14 protein-coding genes are annotated in these 19050 nt (G+C 48.9%); 2 read left to right on the plus strand and 12 right to left on the minus strand.

What is annotated here, in order from left to right; genetic code table 11:
- Window positions 1-220: 220 nt before the first annotated feature.
- The 12 genes from DXD12_RS08700 to gap all read right to left on the minus strand — a co-directional run bounded on the left by DXD12_RS08700 (window position 221) and on the right by gap (window position 15974).
- The gene (locus tag DXD12_RS08700; RefSeq protein ID WP_117795873.1) at window positions 221-1408 is read right to left on the minus strand and encodes an MFS transporter; all 1188 of its coding nucleotides are present in this window, start codon (window positions 1406-1408) and stop codon (window positions 221-223) included.
- A 192-nt stretch (window positions 1409-1600) separates the two neighbouring features.
- Window positions 1601-2803, minus strand: a complete 1203-nt coding sequence (gene bioA / locus DXD12_RS08705; protein WP_118492338.1) for an adenosylmethionine--8-amino-7-oxononanoate transaminase — start codon at window positions 2801-2803, stop codon at window positions 1601-1603.
- A gap of 26 nt (window positions 2804-2829) precedes the next feature.
- Window positions 2830-3513 carry a dethiobiotin synthase gene (bioD, locus tag DXD12_RS08710; RefSeq protein WP_118471986.1) on the minus strand — a complete coding sequence of 228 codons (684 nt, stop codon included), beginning with the start codon at window positions 3511-3513 and terminating at the stop codon, window positions 2830-2832.
- A gap of 3 nt (window positions 3514-3516) precedes the next feature.
- Window positions 3517-4065 carry a biotin transporter BioY gene (locus tag DXD12_RS08715; RefSeq protein WP_233430256.1) on the minus strand — a complete coding sequence of 183 codons (549 nt, stop codon included), beginning with the start codon at window positions 4063-4065 and terminating at the stop codon, window positions 3517-3519.
- A gap of 234 nt (window positions 4066-4299) precedes the next feature.
- Complete coding sequence (locus tag DXD12_RS08720) at window positions 4300-6819, minus strand: ComEC/Rec2 family competence protein (RefSeq protein WP_243024423.1); 2520 nt, start codon at window positions 6817-6819, stop codon at window positions 4300-4302.
- A gap of 221 nt (window positions 6820-7040) precedes the next feature.
- Window positions 7041-8003, minus strand: a complete 963-nt coding sequence (locus DXD12_RS08725) for a GerMN domain-containing protein (RefSeq protein WP_118629485.1) — start codon at window positions 8001-8003, stop codon at window positions 7041-7043.
- A 201-nt stretch (window positions 8004-8204) separates the two neighbouring features.
- Window positions 8205-9719 (minus strand): HAMP domain-containing sensor histidine kinase, encoded by a 1515-nt coding sequence (locus DXD12_RS08730; protein ID WP_118638100.1) that lies wholly within the window; start codon window positions 9717-9719, stop codon window positions 8205-8207.
- A 105-nt stretch (window positions 9720-9824) separates the two neighbouring features.
- Entirely contained in the window at window positions 9825-10700 is an 876-nt protein-coding gene (locus DXD12_RS08735; RefSeq protein WP_118472010.1) for a DegV family protein, read from the minus strand.
- A gap of 325 nt (window positions 10701-11025) precedes the next feature.
- On the minus strand, window positions 11026-12567 hold the full coding sequence (gpmI, locus tag DXD12_RS08740) for a 2,3-bisphosphoglycerate-independent phosphoglycerate mutase (RefSeq protein ID WP_118467261.1): 1542 nt from the start codon (window positions 12565-12567) through the stop codon (window positions 11026-11028).
- Between the two features lie 166 nt (window positions 12568-12733).
- Complete coding sequence (gene tpiA / locus DXD12_RS08745; protein WP_022359187.1) at window positions 12734-13483, minus strand: triose-phosphate isomerase; 750 nt, start codon at window positions 13481-13483, stop codon at window positions 12734-12736.
- Between the two features lie 169 nt (window positions 13484-13652).
- Window positions 13653-14858: a phosphoglycerate kinase gene (locus DXD12_RS08750; RefSeq protein WP_118638102.1), complete on the minus strand. Its 1206-nt coding sequence runs from the start codon at window positions 14856-14858 to the stop codon at window positions 13653-13655.
- A 102-nt stretch (window positions 14859-14960) separates the two neighbouring features.
- A complete protein-coding gene (gene gap, locus DXD12_RS08755) occupies window positions 14961-15974 on the minus strand; it encodes a type I glyceraldehyde-3-phosphate dehydrogenase (protein WP_022359484.1) in 1014 nt (337 codons plus the stop codon).
- Between the two features lie 539 nt (window positions 15975-16513).
- Between gap and DXD12_RS08760 the strand changes: the two genes are divergently transcribed.
- Window positions 16514-18169 (plus strand): ATP-binding protein, encoded by a 1656-nt coding sequence (locus DXD12_RS08760; protein WP_118638104.1) that lies wholly within the window; start codon window positions 16514-16516, stop codon window positions 18167-18169.
- Window positions 18162-18857, plus strand: a complete 696-nt coding sequence (locus DXD12_RS08765) for a response regulator (RefSeq protein WP_118638106.1) — start codon at window positions 18162-18164, stop codon at window positions 18855-18857. Before DXD12_RS08760 ends, DXD12_RS08765 begins: the two co-directional genes overlap by 8 nt.
- Window positions 18858-19050: the final 193 nt, after the last annotated feature.

Raw genomic sequence — 19050 nt, forward strand, 5'->3', positions numbered from 1 at the left:
CCAAGGAATTTCCTAGTACACAAAAAATCCCATTAAGTATTTCTATTATACCAAATCCACCCATGAATGTATACATAAAAGCAAAACAAATCAGTACAAACGTTCGATTTCAGACAACTGTTCACAGGTAGGAATTTTCTGAATTTTCTAAACTGAAGATTCCGTACGATACAGTTCTGGTTGCAGATTTTGCCGTCATTCCTATTATTGGTTTACTGTATTATTTCTTTCTTCCCGTGACTACTATCAGAACGATTCCTAATACTCCCATCATCCCCGCATACCCCACAAACGGCACACTCACGCCCTCACTGAATCTTCCCATCCATTTCAGCACAAACGGCGAACACGCCGCTCCCAGATTGCAGCCGACCAGCACGATTGATGTGGCTGTATTGATAGAAGACTGCGGAATCTGCTCGGAAATCTGGTGGAAGGAATAGGTAACCAGAACGGTATAGAAAAATCCAACGATACTGATGCCAATTCCAATCAGCGGCAGATTGCCCGCATATGCGGTCAGAAGCATCCCCGCTCCAAGCATCAGGCATCCAACCCCCGGTAATTTTTCCTTCCACCACATCGTCAGTTTTCCAAAATAAACACCGGCAGCTATTCCCATCAGCATCATGAGCGTGAGAATGATGCTGGCTTCCGACTCCGTTCCAAGTTTCTTCTCTAAAATCAACATCGGGACACGCAGGGAATTGGAACAGTAGATGCAGATGACAAATCCCGCAAACAGTGCATAAGCAATGGGCAGGACTTCTTTTTTCCAGCATTTTCTCTTTCCATCTTCCTCCGCTTCCAGACTTTCTTTCTCTCCCCCTGCACTCTGTGAGCCCGCACTCTGTCCCATCTCCATATTCCCCGGAACCCATACAAGATACAGAAGTACAATCACAAATCCGAGCGCGTACACCCAAAATGCCAGATTCCACCGGATCAACACCAATTTTCCAGCAACCAGCGTCATAACCGCGCTTCCCAGCACCTCCGCCGATCCGCGGTATCCGAGCAGCGCCGCTTTTTCCCTGCCTTCATAATATTCACTGAAAATGCTGATTGCTTTCGCATTAATGAGTCCAATCCCGATCCCCAGGAAAATCCTGGACGTGAACACCACCGGATATTCCTGTACAAACACCGGTACCATGCCGCTGACCGATAAAAGAAGCAGACCGCCCACAATCATTGGACGGTCTTTCATATAACGCGACAGCCATGCATTCAGCACGATCATGACAGTGATCGCAAACGACGGTGCTGAGATCAACATCTCCACCTGTGCGGTTGTATATTCACTGAAATGCTGCAGCAGCGATGGCAGCACGATCGAAACAGAATACGCCGATGTCAGTATCAATGACAGCGATAGCAGCGCTATTTTCTTCATTTGTTCTTTCATATTGGTTTCTCCCCGAATGTTAGTTTTATACTAGAATTCTGATTGCTTCTGTCCTATTCATTCACAATCGCAGGCAACACAATCCATGTATCGTTTCTTAAAACAATACTCCATATCTTCTATCATAAATGAAATTCATTCAGAAAGAAATACCTAAATTATTTTTCTAAGATAGATGTTCCTTCGTTACCTCTATCCCCGCGCAAACCAGTCCTTCATGCACTGAAGCACCTGAACCAGCTCTTCTTCCTTGATAATATACGGAACCATCGCGTACAGATAATTTAAGAACGGACGGCTGAACACGCCGCGTTTGTACGCATATTCCTGATACCCTTTCAGGACTGCCGGATCATATACCTCGACGCAGACACATCCGCCCATCATGCGGACCTCCTTGATTCTCGGATCGGTAAATCCTTTCATCTCCCGGCGGGTGATGGCTTCGATCTTCTGAATCTTTTCCATGTAATTCTGCGTTTCAAACAGCTCGATCGAGGCAAGCGCTGCACTGCACGCGAGGGCATTTCCCATGAAGGTCGGTCCGTGCATCAGCGCATGTTCCGGGTTATCATCGAAAAATCCATCAAATACCTTTTTATTTGCCACAGTCGCCGCATGACCAATGTAACCGCCGGTCAATGCCTTTCCGAGAACCAGAATATCCGGAAGCACCCGATCTGCCACAAAGCGGTTTCCGGTTCTGCCAAATCCGGTTGCCACCTCATCAAAAACCAGCAGCACGCCGTATTTATCACAGAGTTCCCTTGCCTTCTCCAAAAATGAAATATCGTACATCCGCATTCCGCCAGCGCCCTGTAAAAGCGGTTCCACCAGCACGCAGTTCAACTTATCATGATACTGTTCAAATGCTTTCTCCAGCGCCGGGATCTCAGTCGGAATGTGAACCACATACGGGCTTGCACCATAGGCTTTCAGCACAAAATGGTAGTCCTCATCATCGCCTGCCTCCATCGTCTTAAAAGTATCGCCGTGGTACGCGTGTTCCAGCGCCAGAATCATCGTCCGCTTCTCATCGCCGCGGTTCATATAATACTGCAGCGCCATTTTCAGCGCTACCTCAACCGCCACGCTGCCGGAATCTGAAAAAAAGCAGTAGTCCAGATCGCCCGGCAGCCAGGACGCCAGTTTTTCTGAAAGCCTGCGCGCCGGCTCATGCGTCAGCCCGCCCAGCATCACATGAGAAAATTTTTCTACCTGTGAAATAATTGCCTGATTGATCACCGGATGTTTATATCCATGAATCACACTCCACCAGGACGAAACCGAATCAATCAGCTTCTGATCCTTCGTGTAAAGATATACCCCGTTCGCATCCACGATCTCATAAGGCGCTTTCATTGTTTTTAACTGTTCATATGGATACCAGATCATTTTTCTTCTCCTTTTTATCTTCTTTCTTACGCATACAGCCCTTTCAGCGTCTCCACATCCATGGAAAGCTCCATATCTCCATCCGCCACACAGGCAACCACCGGAACGCCCGTGTAATATTCACACATTTTCCGGTTATCCTCATGAAGCAGATTTCCCGCCTCATAATGGTTGAAAATAATTCCCTTCAGGGCAATTCCCTGTTGTTTCAGATAATAGGCAGTAAGCCCCACGCCATTGATCGTCCCAAGCCCCGCATCTGCAATCAGCAGGCATCCAAGCCCGCACGCTTTTACTACTTCTGGAAGACGGATATCCGCCTCGTCTATGCAGAGTGGACAGAGAATTCCGCCGCTTCCTTCCATCGTCACATACTCATATTTTTCACAGACTTTGTGAAAATCTTCCAGCACCCGTTCCATCTGGACCGGGTTGCCCTCCAGACGGGATGCCAGATGCGGCGATACCGCCGTCTCGTACACATACGGACACATTTCCTCAAGCGGCTGCCCGATTCCCGACATTGTTTTTACCTGCAGGGCATCTCCTGGAATCAGGCTTCCATCCGCACGCCGCTCATTGCCGCTCATTGCCGCTTTATAATACGCCGCATTCACGCCGCTCTCCCGCAGTTTTTTCACAATCAATCCTGTCACATACGTTTTTCCAATATCCGTTCCCGTACCTGTTATAAAAATCCCCTTGCTCATCTTTTATCCAAGTCTCCCTCCCTGAATCAGCGGAATCATCCGTTTTCCTATGATGGCAGCCACAATACAGAGCACGATATCGCCCGGAACTGCCAGAACAAAGCAATATAAAAACAGCGCTCCTACGCCGATCGGCGAATTCAGATAGAAATTGCTGATCACGTAGTAATAAATCATTCCAAATGCATAGACAATAAAAAGTCCCAGAAAATTAGCTCCCAGCAGGCGCCGGTAACTCGGATGCGTCTTGGCATTGGCAATCTTACCATTCACATACGCCGCAACCGCAAATCCGATGATATATCCAAAACTCGGCTGGAAAATATATCCCGGTCCGCCGCCCTGTGTGAAAATCGGAAGTCCAATTAAACCTAATACGATATAAACCACAACCGCCAGCGCCCCGTTGACCGGACCTAAAAGCAGACCCGCCAGCATCGTAAATAAAAACTGCAATGTAAATGGAACCACCGGAACCGGTATCTTGATAAATGCTCCCACTGCAATCAGTGCGACAAACATCGCGCACAAAACTAAATCCTTTGTCTTCATGTGTTTCAAACCTTTTTCCTCCTTGGTTATCTGAATGATTTCAGGCATCCGAAGCCATTCTATTCTCGCACATGTACATAAATTTCTCTCCGCAACCCCTGTTCCAACCATCTAAAACAGCAGCGGCCGTTCCAGATCCCGGGTAGTCGAAACAGATGCAGAACTGATTGCAAGCATAACATAGCCTTTTTCTATTGTCAACCTATTATTTTTATATAGTTAACAATTAGTTTTTTATCTGTTTTTATCTCTTTCCTTCCCATAATCTTGTTTCTTATATCCCTTGATATACATACGTTTCCCGTCCGTCCACACATTCACCGCCCCCGAATCCGCCGTTCTCCAGATCTCCGTCCCCGTCTGTTCCAGACGTTCCACCGCCTCCGGCGCCGGATGCCCGTAAGTATTTCCCTCTCCATAAGAGAGCACCGTGAAAGCTGGGGAAAAGCACTCCAAAAACTCCTCTGAGGAAGAACCGTTCGAACCATGGTGTGCAGCTTTTAACAGTGTCACCTTTTCCCCCTTTTTGTCCTCTTCCATCGCCAGAATTTCTCTTTCGTCCTCCACTCCAATATCTCCAGTCAGAAGCATACTAAACTTTCCATACGTGACATCAAACACCAGTGAATGACTATTTCGCTCCTCGGCCGGCTTTTCCCCCGCCTCCGGGTACAGGCACCGAAGCGCCAGGCTTTTCGCCCGCACCGTTTCTCCCCGATGCAGATAATAGACTTCCGCCCCCCGTTTTCTGGCAAGAGTTTCCATTTTTTTATATGCCTCCTGTCCTTTTCCCGCCGCCGGAAGTGCCAGATTCCGCACCCGGATATCTGCCTCCTCCTTCAAAAGCCATTCGATCCCGTTCGTGTGATCCGCATCCGCATGGCTGACCAGAATCCAGTCCAGCGTGCGGATTCCCTGACTTTTCAAAAATGGTTCCAGCACATTTTTCCCGATTTTTTTATCCTGGCTGCTGCCACAGTCCGAAAGAATTGCCTCATCCTGCGTCCGCAGAAAGACGCCGTCGCCCTGTCCTACATCGAGAAACCAGATCTGAAAGCCATGAACAGGCTGAACTACTAAAAAGACTACTGCCACAGCAATAAACACACTATTTTTTCCCTGTGCATTCCAGTCTTTTGGAAACCGAAAAATCCCTTTTCTCCCTAAATTATCTCTTGCTTCTCCCACACTCCATACATATCGAATCCCCAGCGCCACATAAAACACCCCTATTTTCCACATTTCCGGGCGTCCTGCCACGATGGAATGAAACGGCACGCGTTCCACCTGGATGCAAAGCCATTCATACAACTGAAAAATATAATGCCCCGGACCCGTACATGCACTTGCCGCTATTCTGAATATTTCTGGTATTTCTGATATTCCCGATGCCGCACCTCCAAAAGCCGAAAGTACTCCCGCAATGCTGCTGCCTCCGCCCATCCCCCCAATTTTTCCTCCTACAAACGCTATACTGTAAATTCCAAGCGCCAGCAGACCGCTTCCGGCTGCATACGTGAGAAGCGGTATCACGATCAGATTCAGAAAAATTCCCAACATCGGAAATGTAAAATAGTGATACAGCTGAATCGGCATCGTATAAAGCTGAATTGCCGAGCTGAGCATGAATGTTTCATATCCTTTCTTTTTTTCTTTCTCTTGTTCCTCCTCTTCCCGCTCTTTTCTCTTTTTTCCCACTTTCCGCAGCCGCTCCGTCTCCAGCCCAATCGCGGCAACCGCGCCATAGGAAAGCTGCAATCCCGCCGAAAAGAGCAGATACGGCGACTGCCACGCCTGCAAAATCAAAGACAGCGACAGCGCACTCAGCAGATCGTAACTCCGCCCCAGATATGCCGCCAGACAGGACACCTCTACCATAAATACCGCCCGGAATACCGATGCTCCAAATCCGGTTACAAAACCATAAAAGGTAAGAAGCGCTGAAGCACCCAGTCCCGCCCATCCATACGATATGCCCCAAAAACGCAGTGCGCTGTAAACGCTCATGCCAATCAAAGAGACATGAAGCCCGCTGACTGCCAGAATATGTGCAATCCCATTATCCTGAAACCGTTCGTGCAGCTCTTCCGATAACCCGGATTTATCCCCCAGCAAAATTGCCTGGAAAATCCCTGCATCTTCTGGATCACAGATTTCCTGAAAAACAGCCGTCGCGTACGCCCGGAAGCATTCTGCCTGACTTCGGAGAGGGGAACTTTTTCCTTCTGAAATAAAAATCCGATCCGCCGTCACCCGGTTTCTGATTCTTAGTCCCCGATAATACATCCGATACGAAAACTGCCCCGGATTGCGCGCTTCTTCCAGAAACTCAGCAGTTCCCGTCAGATGAATCTGACTTCCGCAGGGTGGCAGAACTTTTTCTTCATACTTCTCCAGTAAATCTCTTTTACACGATATCAGTACCTTTCTTACACTTTCATCCTCTACCTCCACCTCCGTCAAAATCATCGTACACCACCCATTTTTTTCCGAAACAGAATCCAGTGTTCCCGATACCGCCACCTCTGCCGAACCGCCCTTCTGCGTTACCATCCGTTCCAGCGCATCCGGGCGCATTTCCACCATCATCCGTCCCCATCCTGCCAGGAAACAGAAAAACAGCAGAAAGACACGGCACATCATCGGATCTTTCCAATTCCAGACGCGTTCTGCGTCTGTCTGAAAGTCCGAATCTACCCGTCCTTCTGCTGTTTTTATGACTGCAGGTGAAAAAGAATGTGCCTTGTGTTTCATAGGACACAATTTCCTATGAAACAAAAAAAACGCTGCTGCAATTATAAACCACACCGTCATGCCCATCTGGTACGCTGCGACCTCTCCAAGTACGAAAGCCACCATCATCCACATTACCGGTCGTTTGATATTCAATTCCTCTTTTCCTGTATTCTACAAAACATCAACAAAATCCCATTGCTGCTCTCTTCCAAATATGGCATATACATTCTGTCTGACAGTTACTTCACAATATACTTCTCCTCTCTCTCCAGAGGCTGCACCAGCGAAATCACATTCCGGTACGTCACATCTGCCGAGCCATTGACCGTGATCTGTACTTTATTTACCGTCTGAAGCTCTGTCAGCGAATCGACGATCGCGTAAATCGGAATATACTCCGCCACATCGATATCCCCGGAAATAAAACTGCTATCCAGGTTGACATAGCAGGTATTATCTGTCAGTGATACGTTTAATACCTTTGTATTTTTCGGCATCACTGAAAGCCCGCCATTCTGGGAACCTGCCAGCAGCTGTTCCACTACCAGGCGTTCCAGCGACGTGTTCATACTGTGAAATACTTCCCGTTTTTCTGCCACCAGACCATCTTTTTCTTCATTGGCAAAATACAGGGTCAGCTCTACTTTTTCATACGAATTGACATCCGAAATACTGTCTACAAAATCACTTCCTGCGATCGCGCCCACCGGGTTTCCATGTGTGTCCAGGAGCGGCTGTCCCTCGCAATTAATGCTGATATAATCGACTCCCTTAACCTGTGTAAAGGTCTTTGCCAGCGCCGCCCGGCACAGAATCTCCCGCGACGCTTTCGTATTCATATATTCCTGATTAAAATTCAACGTCAGCACGTTATTGTCCCGGTTAATATCCAGGAATTCAACCTTATCGCTTAAAACTGCCTGATACTCCGGGTTTTCCGGTGCCGCAAGGATCTGCCCCGCCAGCTCCCCGATCAGGATCTCAGCGTCCGCCGTCTCCGTCTGATAGGAAACACTCGCCAGCCCCGTGCGCGTCGAATTGAGATAATAAATCTGATAGACGCCGTCCTCACCCGCCGTCGGATGCACCTCTTCTTTTTTTCGGCATCCGCTCAGAAGAAGCAGACATGCCAGGCAAAGGAGCAGCCACGAACTTACGCTTCCTGCCCGTTTTCCAGAGCTTTTTTTTCTTATTTTCTCCATTTATTATTTCCTGTTGTTATTTTGCAATCTATCTCACAATAGACATTTCCCTGACCTCACATTCGAACACTGCAACACTCAAATACCGCAACATTCAAACACTGAAACATCCGAACACTGCAGCATTCAAACACCGAAATATTCGAACACTACAGCACCAGCAACCATCTCGAACCTCTAAACCGCCCAGAACCACGCTGTCTACGGAATATAATTCAACGGAATCCGCACCGTAAAGGTTGCTCCCTTGCCTTCTTCACTCTTCAGGCGGATCGCGCCCTGATGAAGAAGAATAATATTCTTCGTGATCGCAAGCCCCAGCCCGGTACCGCCTGTCTCGCGTGAGCGCGCCTTATCTACACGGTAAAAACGCTCAAATACGCGCTCCTGGAATTCTTTCGGGATTCCCACGCCATTATCCTCTACCTTCACATAAAAGAACTTGTGGTCAGCATCCAGCGTCACCCAGACTTTTCCCTCTTCGCGGTTATACTTGATCGCATTTTCCACCAGGTTCGAAAGTGCCAGGCTCAATTTTACCTCGTCCACATCCGCCGATACTTCCCGCTTGCTCTCATACGTGATCTCAATGTTCCGCCGCTTCGCGATCGGGGTCAGACGTTTTAAAATCTGTTCCAGAAGACCATTGATCGAAGTCTGGGCAATATTCAGATCCGGCGATGATTTATCCATTTTGACTAACGTCAGCAGATCATCGATAATCTTGCCCTCGCGGTCAATCTCCGCCGAAATATCCTGCATAAACTCCTGATATAGCTCCGCCGGAGCGCTCTCCATCCCCATCAGAGAATCCGCCAGCACTCTTATCGAAGTCAGCGGTGTTTTCAGCTCATGCGACACGTTGGAAACAAACTCCTGACGCGACCGATCCAGGTTTTTTAGTTTCCGGATGGTCTGCATGACTGCCTCCGAAATGTCCCGCGTCTCCCGATATGTTTTTACATCAATATCCTGATCCAGATTTCCCTCTGCCACCATATCGAGCTGCTGCTGCAGGCGGCGGAATGGTTTCAGCAAGCAAGCCGCCGCCAATAAATCTGCGATCAGAATAAAACAGAACATAACGAGCTGCAAAAATCCCGTCTTATGCACAATTTTCTCCTGCAAAAGCGCCGAATTTTCCGTGGACGCCATCAGAAGAAGGACTCCCTGCACGCCTGCCGTATTTTTCCCATTTCCGGCTGCCACATCCGAATCGATCGGCGCTGCATCCGTGCTTTTTGCCTGAATCGGCTGCGCTACATAGAAATACTTTTTCTTCTGGTTCAGATAGCTGGAAGTTTCCCCGTCAAATGCCTTTAACACATCCGATACAACCAGCGTTTTCCCTCTGGAAAGACCAAATGTGTCTTTCAAAATCTTAAAGCTGTCGTCCACCAGCACGATTCTTCCGTTCATCAGATCCGCCGTTGTACTAAGTTCCGCATCCAGCGCCGGATTTGGATTTCCCGACAGCAGTACATTGATATAATCACTGCTGCGTATCTTGTTTGCTAAAATCAGACACCGGTTCTGCGCTTCCGCCATCCGTTCTTCCACGTGGCTCTGGTAAAAATACCCCGATGTAAAACGAACCTGTACCAGAAGCGGAACCAGCGTCAGGATCAGAAAGGCGAGGAACAGCGGGATTCTCATCCCAATCGTGTGCTCCATCGCTTTCCATATCTTTCTTTTATGTTCTGCTATTCTTCTCATGTTCCTGTCCTGAACGATTACAGTTCACACGCTCTTTGCGTTGCTTAACTTCCTGACATTGGCTGTGAACTTTAACCCCGAAATGCTGCTCCGTAACTGCGTTTCTCACAACAACGATCCGATTTCAAGCTTCTTCGTTGCCGCAATCGCCAGCGCTCCCGGTCCGATATGGCAGGCTACACTTAAGGACAGCGGCTCTACACGGACTTCCGTCTCCGGGAAAAGTTCCCGAAGCTCGGCTGCCAGCTCCTGCGCCATCTCATCATTGTCGGTATGCGCTACATCAATATACGTTTTTTCTCCCGTCATATCATCAAACCGATTTTCCAGATCGCGGGTGATCGCCGTGATCATCATGGAACGCGCCTGTTTCATCGTCCGCGCCTTCGCAAATGCGTCCAGCTTCTCGCCCTGTATCGTCAGAACCGGTTTTAAACGGAGAAGTGTTCCGAGCGCTGCTGCCGCTGGTGTGATTCTACCGCCCTTTTTCAGATATTTTAATGTGTCAACTGTGATATAAATAGTTGAATCCAAACCTGTCTCTTCCAGCTTTTTGCAGATCGCCTCCGCGTCCATGCCGGCTGCCGCCATGTCAAGCGCATCCTGCACCGAACGGCGCTGGGTCACGGAAATCCTGTGATTATCCGCCACCTGCACTTTTCCGTCGAAATCATCTGCCAGCATCTTTGCCGTCTGGCAGGAGCTCGAAAGCCCGCTGGACATCGGAATGTGCACAACTGCATCGTATTCCTCCAAAAGTTTTTCCCAGAGATTTAAGATCGTCTCCGGGGACGGCTGGGATGTGCTCACATCGTGATCCCCGCTCAGATGCTCGTAAAATTCCTTCTGTGTCAAATTTATATCTTCCAGATACTCGGTTCCATCAATCATAAACGGCATCGGCAGGACATATACGCCCATCTCTTTCGCCTGTGCCTGTGTAATTCCGCTGTTGCTGTCTGTAACAACCGCTACCTTCATGCTTGTTTCCTCCTGTTTTCCCTGTGAATCTGCTGCCATCCTATTTTCCTTTCCGCATAACACTTTCTTTTCTAAAAATGTCTGCCCTGGAACAGCCTCCGAGCGGTTCACATAGATGATTTTATTTTATCCTATTTTCTTATGAAATGGAAGAGAGAAGTAACGGGATTTTCAGTTCAGAAAATTCCTACCTGTGAACAAAAAACTGCCACAAAACAAGCCCCGACCATTTCTCTGTTCATGATCTTTTCTTGCTTTATGGCAGTTTTCCCGATTCTTATTGACGGTTATATTTATACTTTCCTAATATATTCGAAAATTCTCCCTATTTCACCAACAGCGACTCTCCCGTCATCTCCTTCGGCTTCTCAAGTCCCATCAGTTCAATCAGCGTCGGCACAATATCGCAGAGGCGTCCGCCCTCGCGCAGCTTGTACGCCGGGTCAGCGCCGACCAGGATAAACGGTACCTGATTGGTCGTATGAGCGGTCCACGGCTCGCCGGTTGCCTCATCGACCATCACCTCTGCATTACCGTGATCGGCGCAGATAAAGAGAACGCCTCCGGCTGCCTTGATGGCTTCAACTGCACGTCCTACGCAGGCATCGACGGTCTCAATCGCCTTGATCGCAGCCGACTCCACGCCCGTGTGACCTACCATATCCGGGTTTGCAAAATTGATGATGATGACATCATATTTGCCGGACTCGATCGCCTCCACCAGCTTATCGCACACGATCGGTGCGCTCATCTCCGGTTTCAGGTCGTAGGTCGGAACCTCCTTCGGAGACGGAACCAGAATGCGATCCTCGCCCTCGTTCGGCTCTTCCACGCCGCCGTTGAAGAAAAATGTTACGTGTGCATATTTCTCGGTCTCGGCGATACGTGCCTGCGTCATATGGTGTGCCGCCAGGAACTCTCCAAACGTGTTCTTAATCTCTTCCTTCTTGAACGCAATCAGCTTGTTCCCGATCGTCTCATCGTAATCGGTAAAGCATACAAACGTCAGGTCAAGCTTCTTCTCTCTCGCAAATCCGGTAAATCCCTCATCGCAGAATGCGCGGGTAATCTCTCTTGCACGGTCCGGACGGAAATTGAAGAAAATGACGGAATCGCCATCCTGAATCGTGGCAACCGGCTTTCCGTCCTTCTCTACATAGAACGGTACGACGAACTCATCGTTTACCTCTTTATCATAGGATGCCTGAATGCCTGCACACGCGCTTTCTGCCTTCTCGCCCTCTGCCTTTGTCAGCACATCGTAAGCTTTCTGGACACGATCCCAGTTTTTATCACGGTCCATCGCATAGTAGCGTCCCATCACGGAAGCCACCTCGCCGATGCCAAGCTGCTGCATCTTCTTCTCTAATTCTGCTACGAACTCCTTGCCGGAGGTCGGCGGTGTATCACGTCCGTCCAGGAAGCAGTGCACATACACTTTTTTAAGTCCCTGACGTTTTGCGAACTCCAGAAGTCCGAATAAATGAGTCAGATGGCTGTGAACGCCGCCGTCTGATACCAGTCCGAACAGATGCAGGGCGGAATCATTTTTCTTGCAGGTGTCTGCGGCTGCCAGAAATTCCGGATTCTCAAAGAAATCGCCATCCTCGATTGATTTCGTGATACGGGTCAGCTCCTGGTATACGATACGTCCGGCACCCATATTTAAATGTCCCACCTCCGAGTTACCCATCTGTCCGTCCGGCAGACCGACCGCCAGACCGCTGGCATTGCCGCGCACAAACGGGCACTGGCTCATCAGCTGATCCATGATCGGTGTCTTCGCCTCACACACGGCATTGTGCTCACAGGTATCTCTCATGCCATATCCATCGAGAATCATTAATACGGTTGGCTTTTTTTTCATCTCTTTCTTCTTCCTTTCCTTCCATGAAATGAACCGTTTTTTCTGAAACAACCGGATGAACCAACAATTTTGATTGTTTCAGTTCAAAACCTTCACCTTCTTTTTTTACTGGCAAAAAGGGGACTGCCACGCCTCACACGTGCGACAGCCCCCTTTTGCTCATCTCTTATTTATAATTTACAATCTTTCCAAAATCTGCCTTTAAGGATGCGCCGCCTACCAGACCGCCATCGATATCCGGCTGTGCAAACAGCTCCGGAGCCGATGCTGCAGATACGGAACCGCCGTACTGAATGCGGATCGCCTCTGCGGTCGCCTCATCGTACACTTCCTTGATGCACGCACGGATCGCGCCGCACACTTCCTCAGCCTGCTCGGTGGTCGCTACCTTGCCGGTACCGATCGCCCAGATTGGCTCGTATGCAATCACAGCTGTCTTTGCCTGCTCTGCGGTCACATTCTGGAATGCGATCTTGATCTGCTGGCGGATCCAGTCAAGCGTGATGCCCTGCTCTCTCTGGGTCAGAGTCTCGCCGCAGCAAATGATCGGGGTCAGACCGTGCTCAAATGCTTTCAGTACCTTCTTATTGACCGTCTCATCGGTCTCTGCAAAGTATTCTCTGCGCTCGGAATGTCCGATAATCACGTATTTAACGCCTGCATCGGTCAGCATATTCGGGGAAATCTCGCCGGTGTAAGCACCTTTCTCCTCGAAATACATATTTTCAGCGCCGACTGCGATGTTGGTTCCCTCGCACGCTTTTACAACCGGGATAATATCAATCGCCGGTACACAGAATACAACGTCTACATCTTCCGAAACAACGAGCGGCTTCAGAAGCTCTACCAGAGCTACTGCCTCCGACGGCGTCATGTTCATTTTCCAGTTGCCTGCTACGATCTTTCTTCTAGCCATGACTATTCTATTCCTCTTTTCTGTTTGTTTATTTGTTACTGTTCACGCATACGTGCCCAGTAACGGAATTTGCCGTGGCTTCGCATTTAAATACGGCAAATTCCTGCTGCCACCACGTTTTCTTACGGCACTTTCGGTTCCAAAAGTGCCTACCTGTAAACAGTAACATTTATTTATTATTCGCTGCCGCTACGCCCGGAAGCTCCTTTCCCTCTAAGAATTCCAGGGAAGCGCCGCCGCCGGTAGAAATATGGGTCATCTTGTCGCCAAATCCAAGCTGGTTAACCGCTGCTGCAGAATCGCCGCCGCCGATGATCGTGGTCGCTTCGGTGTCTGCCAGTGCTTTTGCAACTGCGATTGTACCCTGTGCCAGAGTCGGGTTCTCAAATACACCCATCGGTCCGTTCCATACAACTGTCTTAGCAGATTTTACGGTGTCTGCATACAGCTTTGCAGTTTCCGGTCCTATGTCAAGTCCCATCGTATCAGCCGGGATAGCGTCAACCGATACATTCTGTACCTCAATCGGTGCATCGATCGGATCCGGGAAGGATGCTGCTACAGCTGCATCAACCGGAAGAAGCAGTTTCTTGCCAAGCTTCGCCGCCTTCTCCACCATCTCACGACAATAATCTAACTTTGTATCATCGACTAAGGATTTACCAATCTCCTTGCCCTGTGCTTTTAAGAAGGTAAATGCCATGCCGCCGCCGATGATCAGCGTGTCGCACTTCTCCAGCAGGTTGGAGATAACGTTTAATTTATCGGCTACCTTCGCGCCGCCTAAAATGGCAACGAACGGGCGAACCGGGTTATCTACTGCATTTCCAAGGAAATCTATCTCTTTCTGCATCAGGTAACCAACTACTGCGGTGTCCACATACTGGGTCACGCCTACGTTTGAGCAGTGTGCGCGGTGTGCAGTACCAAATGCATCGTCCACATAGACATCACACAGGGATGCCAGATCCTTGCTGAACGCCTCACCGTTCTTGGTTTCCTCGGCACGGTAACGGGTGTTCTCAAGCAGAACAACCTCGCCATCCTTCATCGCCTCAACGGCTGCCCTTGCGTTCGGTCCAACCACTTCCGGATCGGCTGCAAATTTCACTTCCTGTCCCAGAAGTTCAGACAGACGAACAGCTACCGGTGCCAGAGACAGCTCCGGCTTCGGCTCTCCCTTCGGTTTGCCAAGGTGGGAGCAGAGAATTACCTTTCCACCGTCCGCAATCAGTTTTTTGATCGTCGGAAGCGCTGCCACCAGACGGTTTTCATCGGTGATCTTTCCTTCTTTTAACGGTACGTTGAAATCACAGCGTACCAGAACGCGTTTGCCCTTTACATTGATATCATCCACGGATTTTTTATTCAGCATATCCTGTCTCCTTTACATTTAAAAGAATAAAAAACAGGTCCGGTCCCGACCGAGGACCGGACCCATCTTGAATCCTTATGATTTTCTATCGAATCGATAAAATTATGCCAGCTCTGCGAAGTATTTGATTGTACGAACCATCTGGCTTGTGTAGGAGTTCTCGTTGTCATACCAGGAAACAACCTGTACCTGATATAAGTCATCACCGATCGGAGATACCATAGTCTGTGTAGAATCAAACAGGGAACCATAGCGGATACCTACGATATCGGAAGAAACGATCTCATCCTCGTTGTAGCCGAAGGACTCAGTCTGAGCTGCCTTCATAGCCTCGTTGATAGCTTCCTTGGTAACATCAGCTTTCTTAACAACGGCTGTCAGAATGGTAGTGGAACCAGTCGGAACCGGAACACGCTGTGCAGAACCGATGAGCTTGCCGTTTAATTCCGGAATAACCAGACCGATCGCTTTTGCAGCACCGGTGGAGTTCGGAACGATGTTGACAGCGCCTGCTCTTGCTCTTCTTAAATCGCCTTTTCTGTGCGGTCCGTCCAGAATCATCTGATCGCCTGTGTAAGCGTGGATGGTGGACATGATACCGGACTGAATCGGAGCATAATCGTTTAATGCCTTAGCCATCGGAGCCAGGCAGTTAGTTGTACAGGATGCTGCGGAGATAATCTTATCTTCCGGTTTCAGTGTCTTGTGGTTTACATTGTATACGATAGTCGGAAGGTCATTGCCTGCCGGTGCGGAGATAACGACTTTCTTAGCGCCTGCATCGATATGTGCCTGTGCTTTTGCCTTGGATGTATAGAATCCGGTACACTCCAGAACTACGTCTACACCAATCTCGCCCCACGGAAGTTCAGCAGCGTTTGCCTTTGCGTAGATAGTAATCTTCTTGCCATCTACTACAATATAATCTTCGCCAGCTTCTACCGTATGTCCATCGTATCTGCCCTGAGCAGAATCATACTTTAACAGGTGAGCTAACATTTTCGGATTTGTCAGATCGTTGATAGCTACGACTTCGTAACCCTCAGCGCCAAACATCTGTCTGAAAGCCAGACGACCAATACGACCAAAACCATTAATTGCAACTTTTACTGCCATGATCTCATTCCTCCTAGAAATTCATCTTCATGATTGTTAAATATTAATCAACCCTGCTTGTATTGTACCCAACTTTTCCTAAAATAGCAAGTGGTTTTTTGTAAATTTTGCAGTAAATATTCAGTATTCTCTCCCTTACCGTGCACAACTCCGACGGATTGTCATATCTTAAACGGAATTTTGTGCTGTCAGTCTTAATTTTGCATAATTTTTCAACCAAATGCTCTAATTCGAACTATTTTCATTTTAATCGATCTCTTCTTGTTTTTCAACCTTTTTCCGTGGCTTCGCATTTGAATACGGCAAATTCCTGCTGACACCACGCTTTCTTACGGCACTTTCGGTTCCAAAAGTGCCTACCCATGAACAATAACCCGTCCACTTTGCAATTCGCCATCCGGCGCCTTGTAAACCTCCACACTTTCTTGCAGATCGTTTCTTTTTTTACTATAATAACTTTAATCATCGTTTTGGTTTACACATTTTGCAGACCGGATCAACTCATTTCCTACATCAAATAAATTCCGGAGGTTTTATATATGAAGATAAAGGAAGGAAAATCAGCGCTGGAACAGAATCTGTACCGATCCTTTCTGCTCCTTTCCGCTACCCTGGTGCTCATCTCACTTGGTTTTACTCTGTTTTTTGATATTTCCAGGCAGCGAAAGGATATGGACAAGCTGATCAGCGGTACTGCTTCTTATATTGCTGCAATTCCGGATGTCGCCGCCATGCTGGAAAACGGCTATCCTGATTCCACCGTGACCCGCGACCTGGATTCTCTTTCTTCGAATATACCAGACATCAATGTCATCGTCATCAGTGATAAAAACGGACTGCGCTTTTACCACACGAACCGTCTGAAAACCGGCGATTCCTACGTGGCAGGTGACGAGGACGCTATTTTGGCAGGAAGCGATCCATATATCACAACCGGCTACGGCACGCACGGCATGCAGCGGCGCGCCTTTCACGCAGTAAAAAACAGCGGCGGAGAAATCGTCGGTTTTGTGATGGTTTCCCTGTTCACCGCTACTCTGTCCGCCCAGCACCGCAGTCTGCTGTTCTTTTATATAATTATATTCCTGATCATGATGATCGTCAGCATTTCCCTGACGCACACAATGTTCTCCCTGCTGCGCGACTCCCTGTTGGGATATGACCCGGAAGAACTCGTCAATATTTATACCCGCCAGGATGAGGTCATGAATATGATCGACGAGGGACTTGCCGCAACCGATCTGGACGGCAGAATTCTCTTTGCCAACCAGAAAGTTTCCACAATACTCGGTCGTCCTGCAAACGACCCTCCGCTCACCCACCTCACGATTCAGGAATTGTTTCCACAGACCTCATTCGATCAGGTCATAAAAACCGGCGAAAGTGTAACGCACGAGAGCATCAGCTTCGCCGGACGCCAGCTCATCGTCAAGGAGGTGCCAATTCATGGACGCGGCAAACAGGCGCGCCGGGGTGTCCTGATCGTTTTATTTGACCGCACCGACCTCCTGCGTCTCTCCGACGAGCTTTCCGGCGCCCACAATATGTTGGACACGCTGCGCGCGTTCAACCATGAATTTTTAAATAAGCTGCACATCATTCTCGGCTACCTGCAGACCGGGGAGATTCAGCAGGCGATGAATTTTATCACCAACAGCAGCCTTGTCTCCAGCCAGTCCGTCCGTGAGACAGCCAACTGCATCCGCGTTCCGAAAATCTGTGCGCTTGTGATCGGGAAAATGATGCACGCCGCTGAACTTGGCATCCGCCTGCAGGTCAGCCCCGACAGCACCTGCCGCGACCATGATCTGCTGATCCCGGTGGAAGGATTTGTTACCATTCTCGGCAATCTGATGGAAAATGCCATTGAAGAGCTAAGCCACGATCGCACCGCCAGTCTGGATGTCATTAACGCATCTGAAAGCCCGCGCGAGATCCACATCGGCATCTACTGCCGCCCAGACGTCAACATCATCACCTGCGAGGACACCGGGCACGGCATACAGCCACAGCTGCTCGATCATATTTTTGAAAAAGGTGTTTCCTCCAAGGGCGAGAACCGTGGAACCGGGCTTTTCCTGGTTCATGAGCTGGTGGATGAGTACGGCGGAACCATTGATATCGACACAGAGCCTGGCGAGGGCACCTGCTTCACCCTGACATTTACCCGAAAGGAGACAGAATCTAATGTATAAAGTCATTATTATAGAAGATGATCCGATGGTTGCATCCATCAATAAACAGTATGTCGAGCTGACCTCCTCTTTTCACGTGGAGGCAACTTTCAAAAACGGCATCCTTGCCCTGCAGTATCTGCAGAACTGCACGGTTGACTTGATTATTCTCGACTACTACACGCCTCAGATGAACGGTGACGAATTTATCGACCAGCTCCACGCGGCTGGCATGACCCCTGCGATCATCATGGTAACCTCTGCCAACGACGCAGAGACCGTCCGCCGGCTTATTTCCCGCGGCGTCACCGATTATCTCGTCAAACCATTTGAATATGACCGTTTCAAAGCTGCCCTGGAACGATTTGCGAAACGTCAGGAGGAATTGAAAACATCGGCGTCCGCTTCTGACCTGGGACAGGCGGAGATCGATCGCCTCTTCTCCGTCCCGGATGTCTCCTCCCAGAGCGCTCCGCTGACAAAGGGCTTAAATGAACGCACCCTTGGACTGATCCGTCTCTTTCTCTCCAAACATCCGGAGGAGGTCTGGTCCAGCGAACAGATTTCGGAACAGGTTCATTTGTCCCGTATTACAGTCCGGCGGTACTTAAATTACTTAGTCGAAACCAACGAACTGGTCAGCATGATCGATTACCAGACCGGTGGACGCCCTTCTATTAAGTATAGATATTCCGTAACTGTTCAGTAGGTCTGCGCATTTACTGCGCTGACCGTACGAAAACATGGGCCAGCAGGCAAAAATCCCATTGCCGCAGGCAATTTTTAATGGATTTTTGCGCGTGACTGTGAAGGTACTGAACAGTTACGATATTCCGGAAAATAAGAGCAACTTCGTTTTCCAGCAATCTTCAGGTTTTTCCTGCCTTTTCGCGGCTGCAGCT

This window comes from Clostridium sp. TF11-13AC (assembly GCF_003481065.1).
GTDB classification, from domain to species: domain Bacteria; phylum Bacillota; class Clostridia; order Lachnospirales; family Lachnospiraceae; genus Otoolea; species Otoolea fessa.

What these genes read in the sequence shown, in the direction of transcription:
- gap (WP_022359484.1), bottom strand. Translation starts at nt 15,974, where the DNA reads ATGGCAGTAAAAGTTGCAATTAATGGTTTTGGTCGTATTGGTCGTCTG.
- DXD12_RS08765 (WP_118638106.1), top strand. Translation starts at nt 18,162, where the DNA reads ATGTATAAAGTCATTATTATAGAAGATGATCCGATGGTTGCATCCATC.
- DXD12_RS08760 (WP_118638104.1), top strand. Translation starts at nt 16,514, where the DNA reads ATGAAGATAAAGGAAGGAAAATCAGCGCTGGAACAGAATCTGTACCGA.
- gpmI (WP_118467261.1), bottom strand. Translation starts at nt 12,567, where the DNA reads ATGAAAAAAAAGCCAACCGTATTAATGATTCTCGATGGATATGGCATG.
- DXD12_RS08730 (WP_118638100.1), bottom strand. Translation starts at nt 9,719, where the DNA reads ATGAGAAGAATAGCAGAACATAAAAGAAAGATATGGAAAGCGATGGAG.
- tpiA (WP_022359187.1), bottom strand. Translation starts at nt 13,483, where the DNA reads ATGGCTAGAAGAAAGATCGTAGCAGGCAACTGGAAAATGAACATGACG.
- DXD12_RS08735 (WP_118472010.1), bottom strand. Translation starts at nt 10,700, where the DNA reads ATGAAGGTAGCGGTTGTTACAGACAGCAACAGCGGAATTACACAGGCA.
- DXD12_RS08750 (WP_118638102.1), bottom strand. Translation starts at nt 14,858, where the DNA reads ATGCTGAATAAAAAATCCGTGGATGATATCAATGTAAAGGGCAAACGC.
- DXD12_RS08700 (WP_117795873.1), bottom strand. Translation starts at nt 1,408, where the DNA reads ATGAAAGAACAAATGAAGAAAATAGCGCTGCTATCGCTGTCATTGATA.
- DXD12_RS08720 (WP_243024423.1), bottom strand. Translation starts at nt 6,819, where the DNA reads ATGAAACACAAGGCACATTCTTTTTCACCTGCAGTCATAAAAACAGCA.
- bioA (WP_118492338.1), bottom strand. Translation starts at nt 2,803, where the DNA reads ATGATCTGGTATCCATATGAACAGTTAAAAACAATGAAAGCGCCTTAT.
- bioD (WP_118471986.1), bottom strand. Translation starts at nt 3,513, where the DNA reads ATGAGCAAGGGGATTTTTATAACAGGTACGGGAACGGATATTGGAAAA.
- DXD12_RS08715 (WP_233430256.1), bottom strand. Translation starts at nt 4,065, where the DNA reads ATGAAGACAAAGGATTTAGTTTTGTGCGCGATGTTTGTCGCACTGATT.
- DXD12_RS08725 (WP_118629485.1), bottom strand. Translation starts at nt 8,003, where the DNA reads ATGGAGAAAATAAGAAAAAAAAGCTCTGGAAAACGGGCAGGAAGCGTA.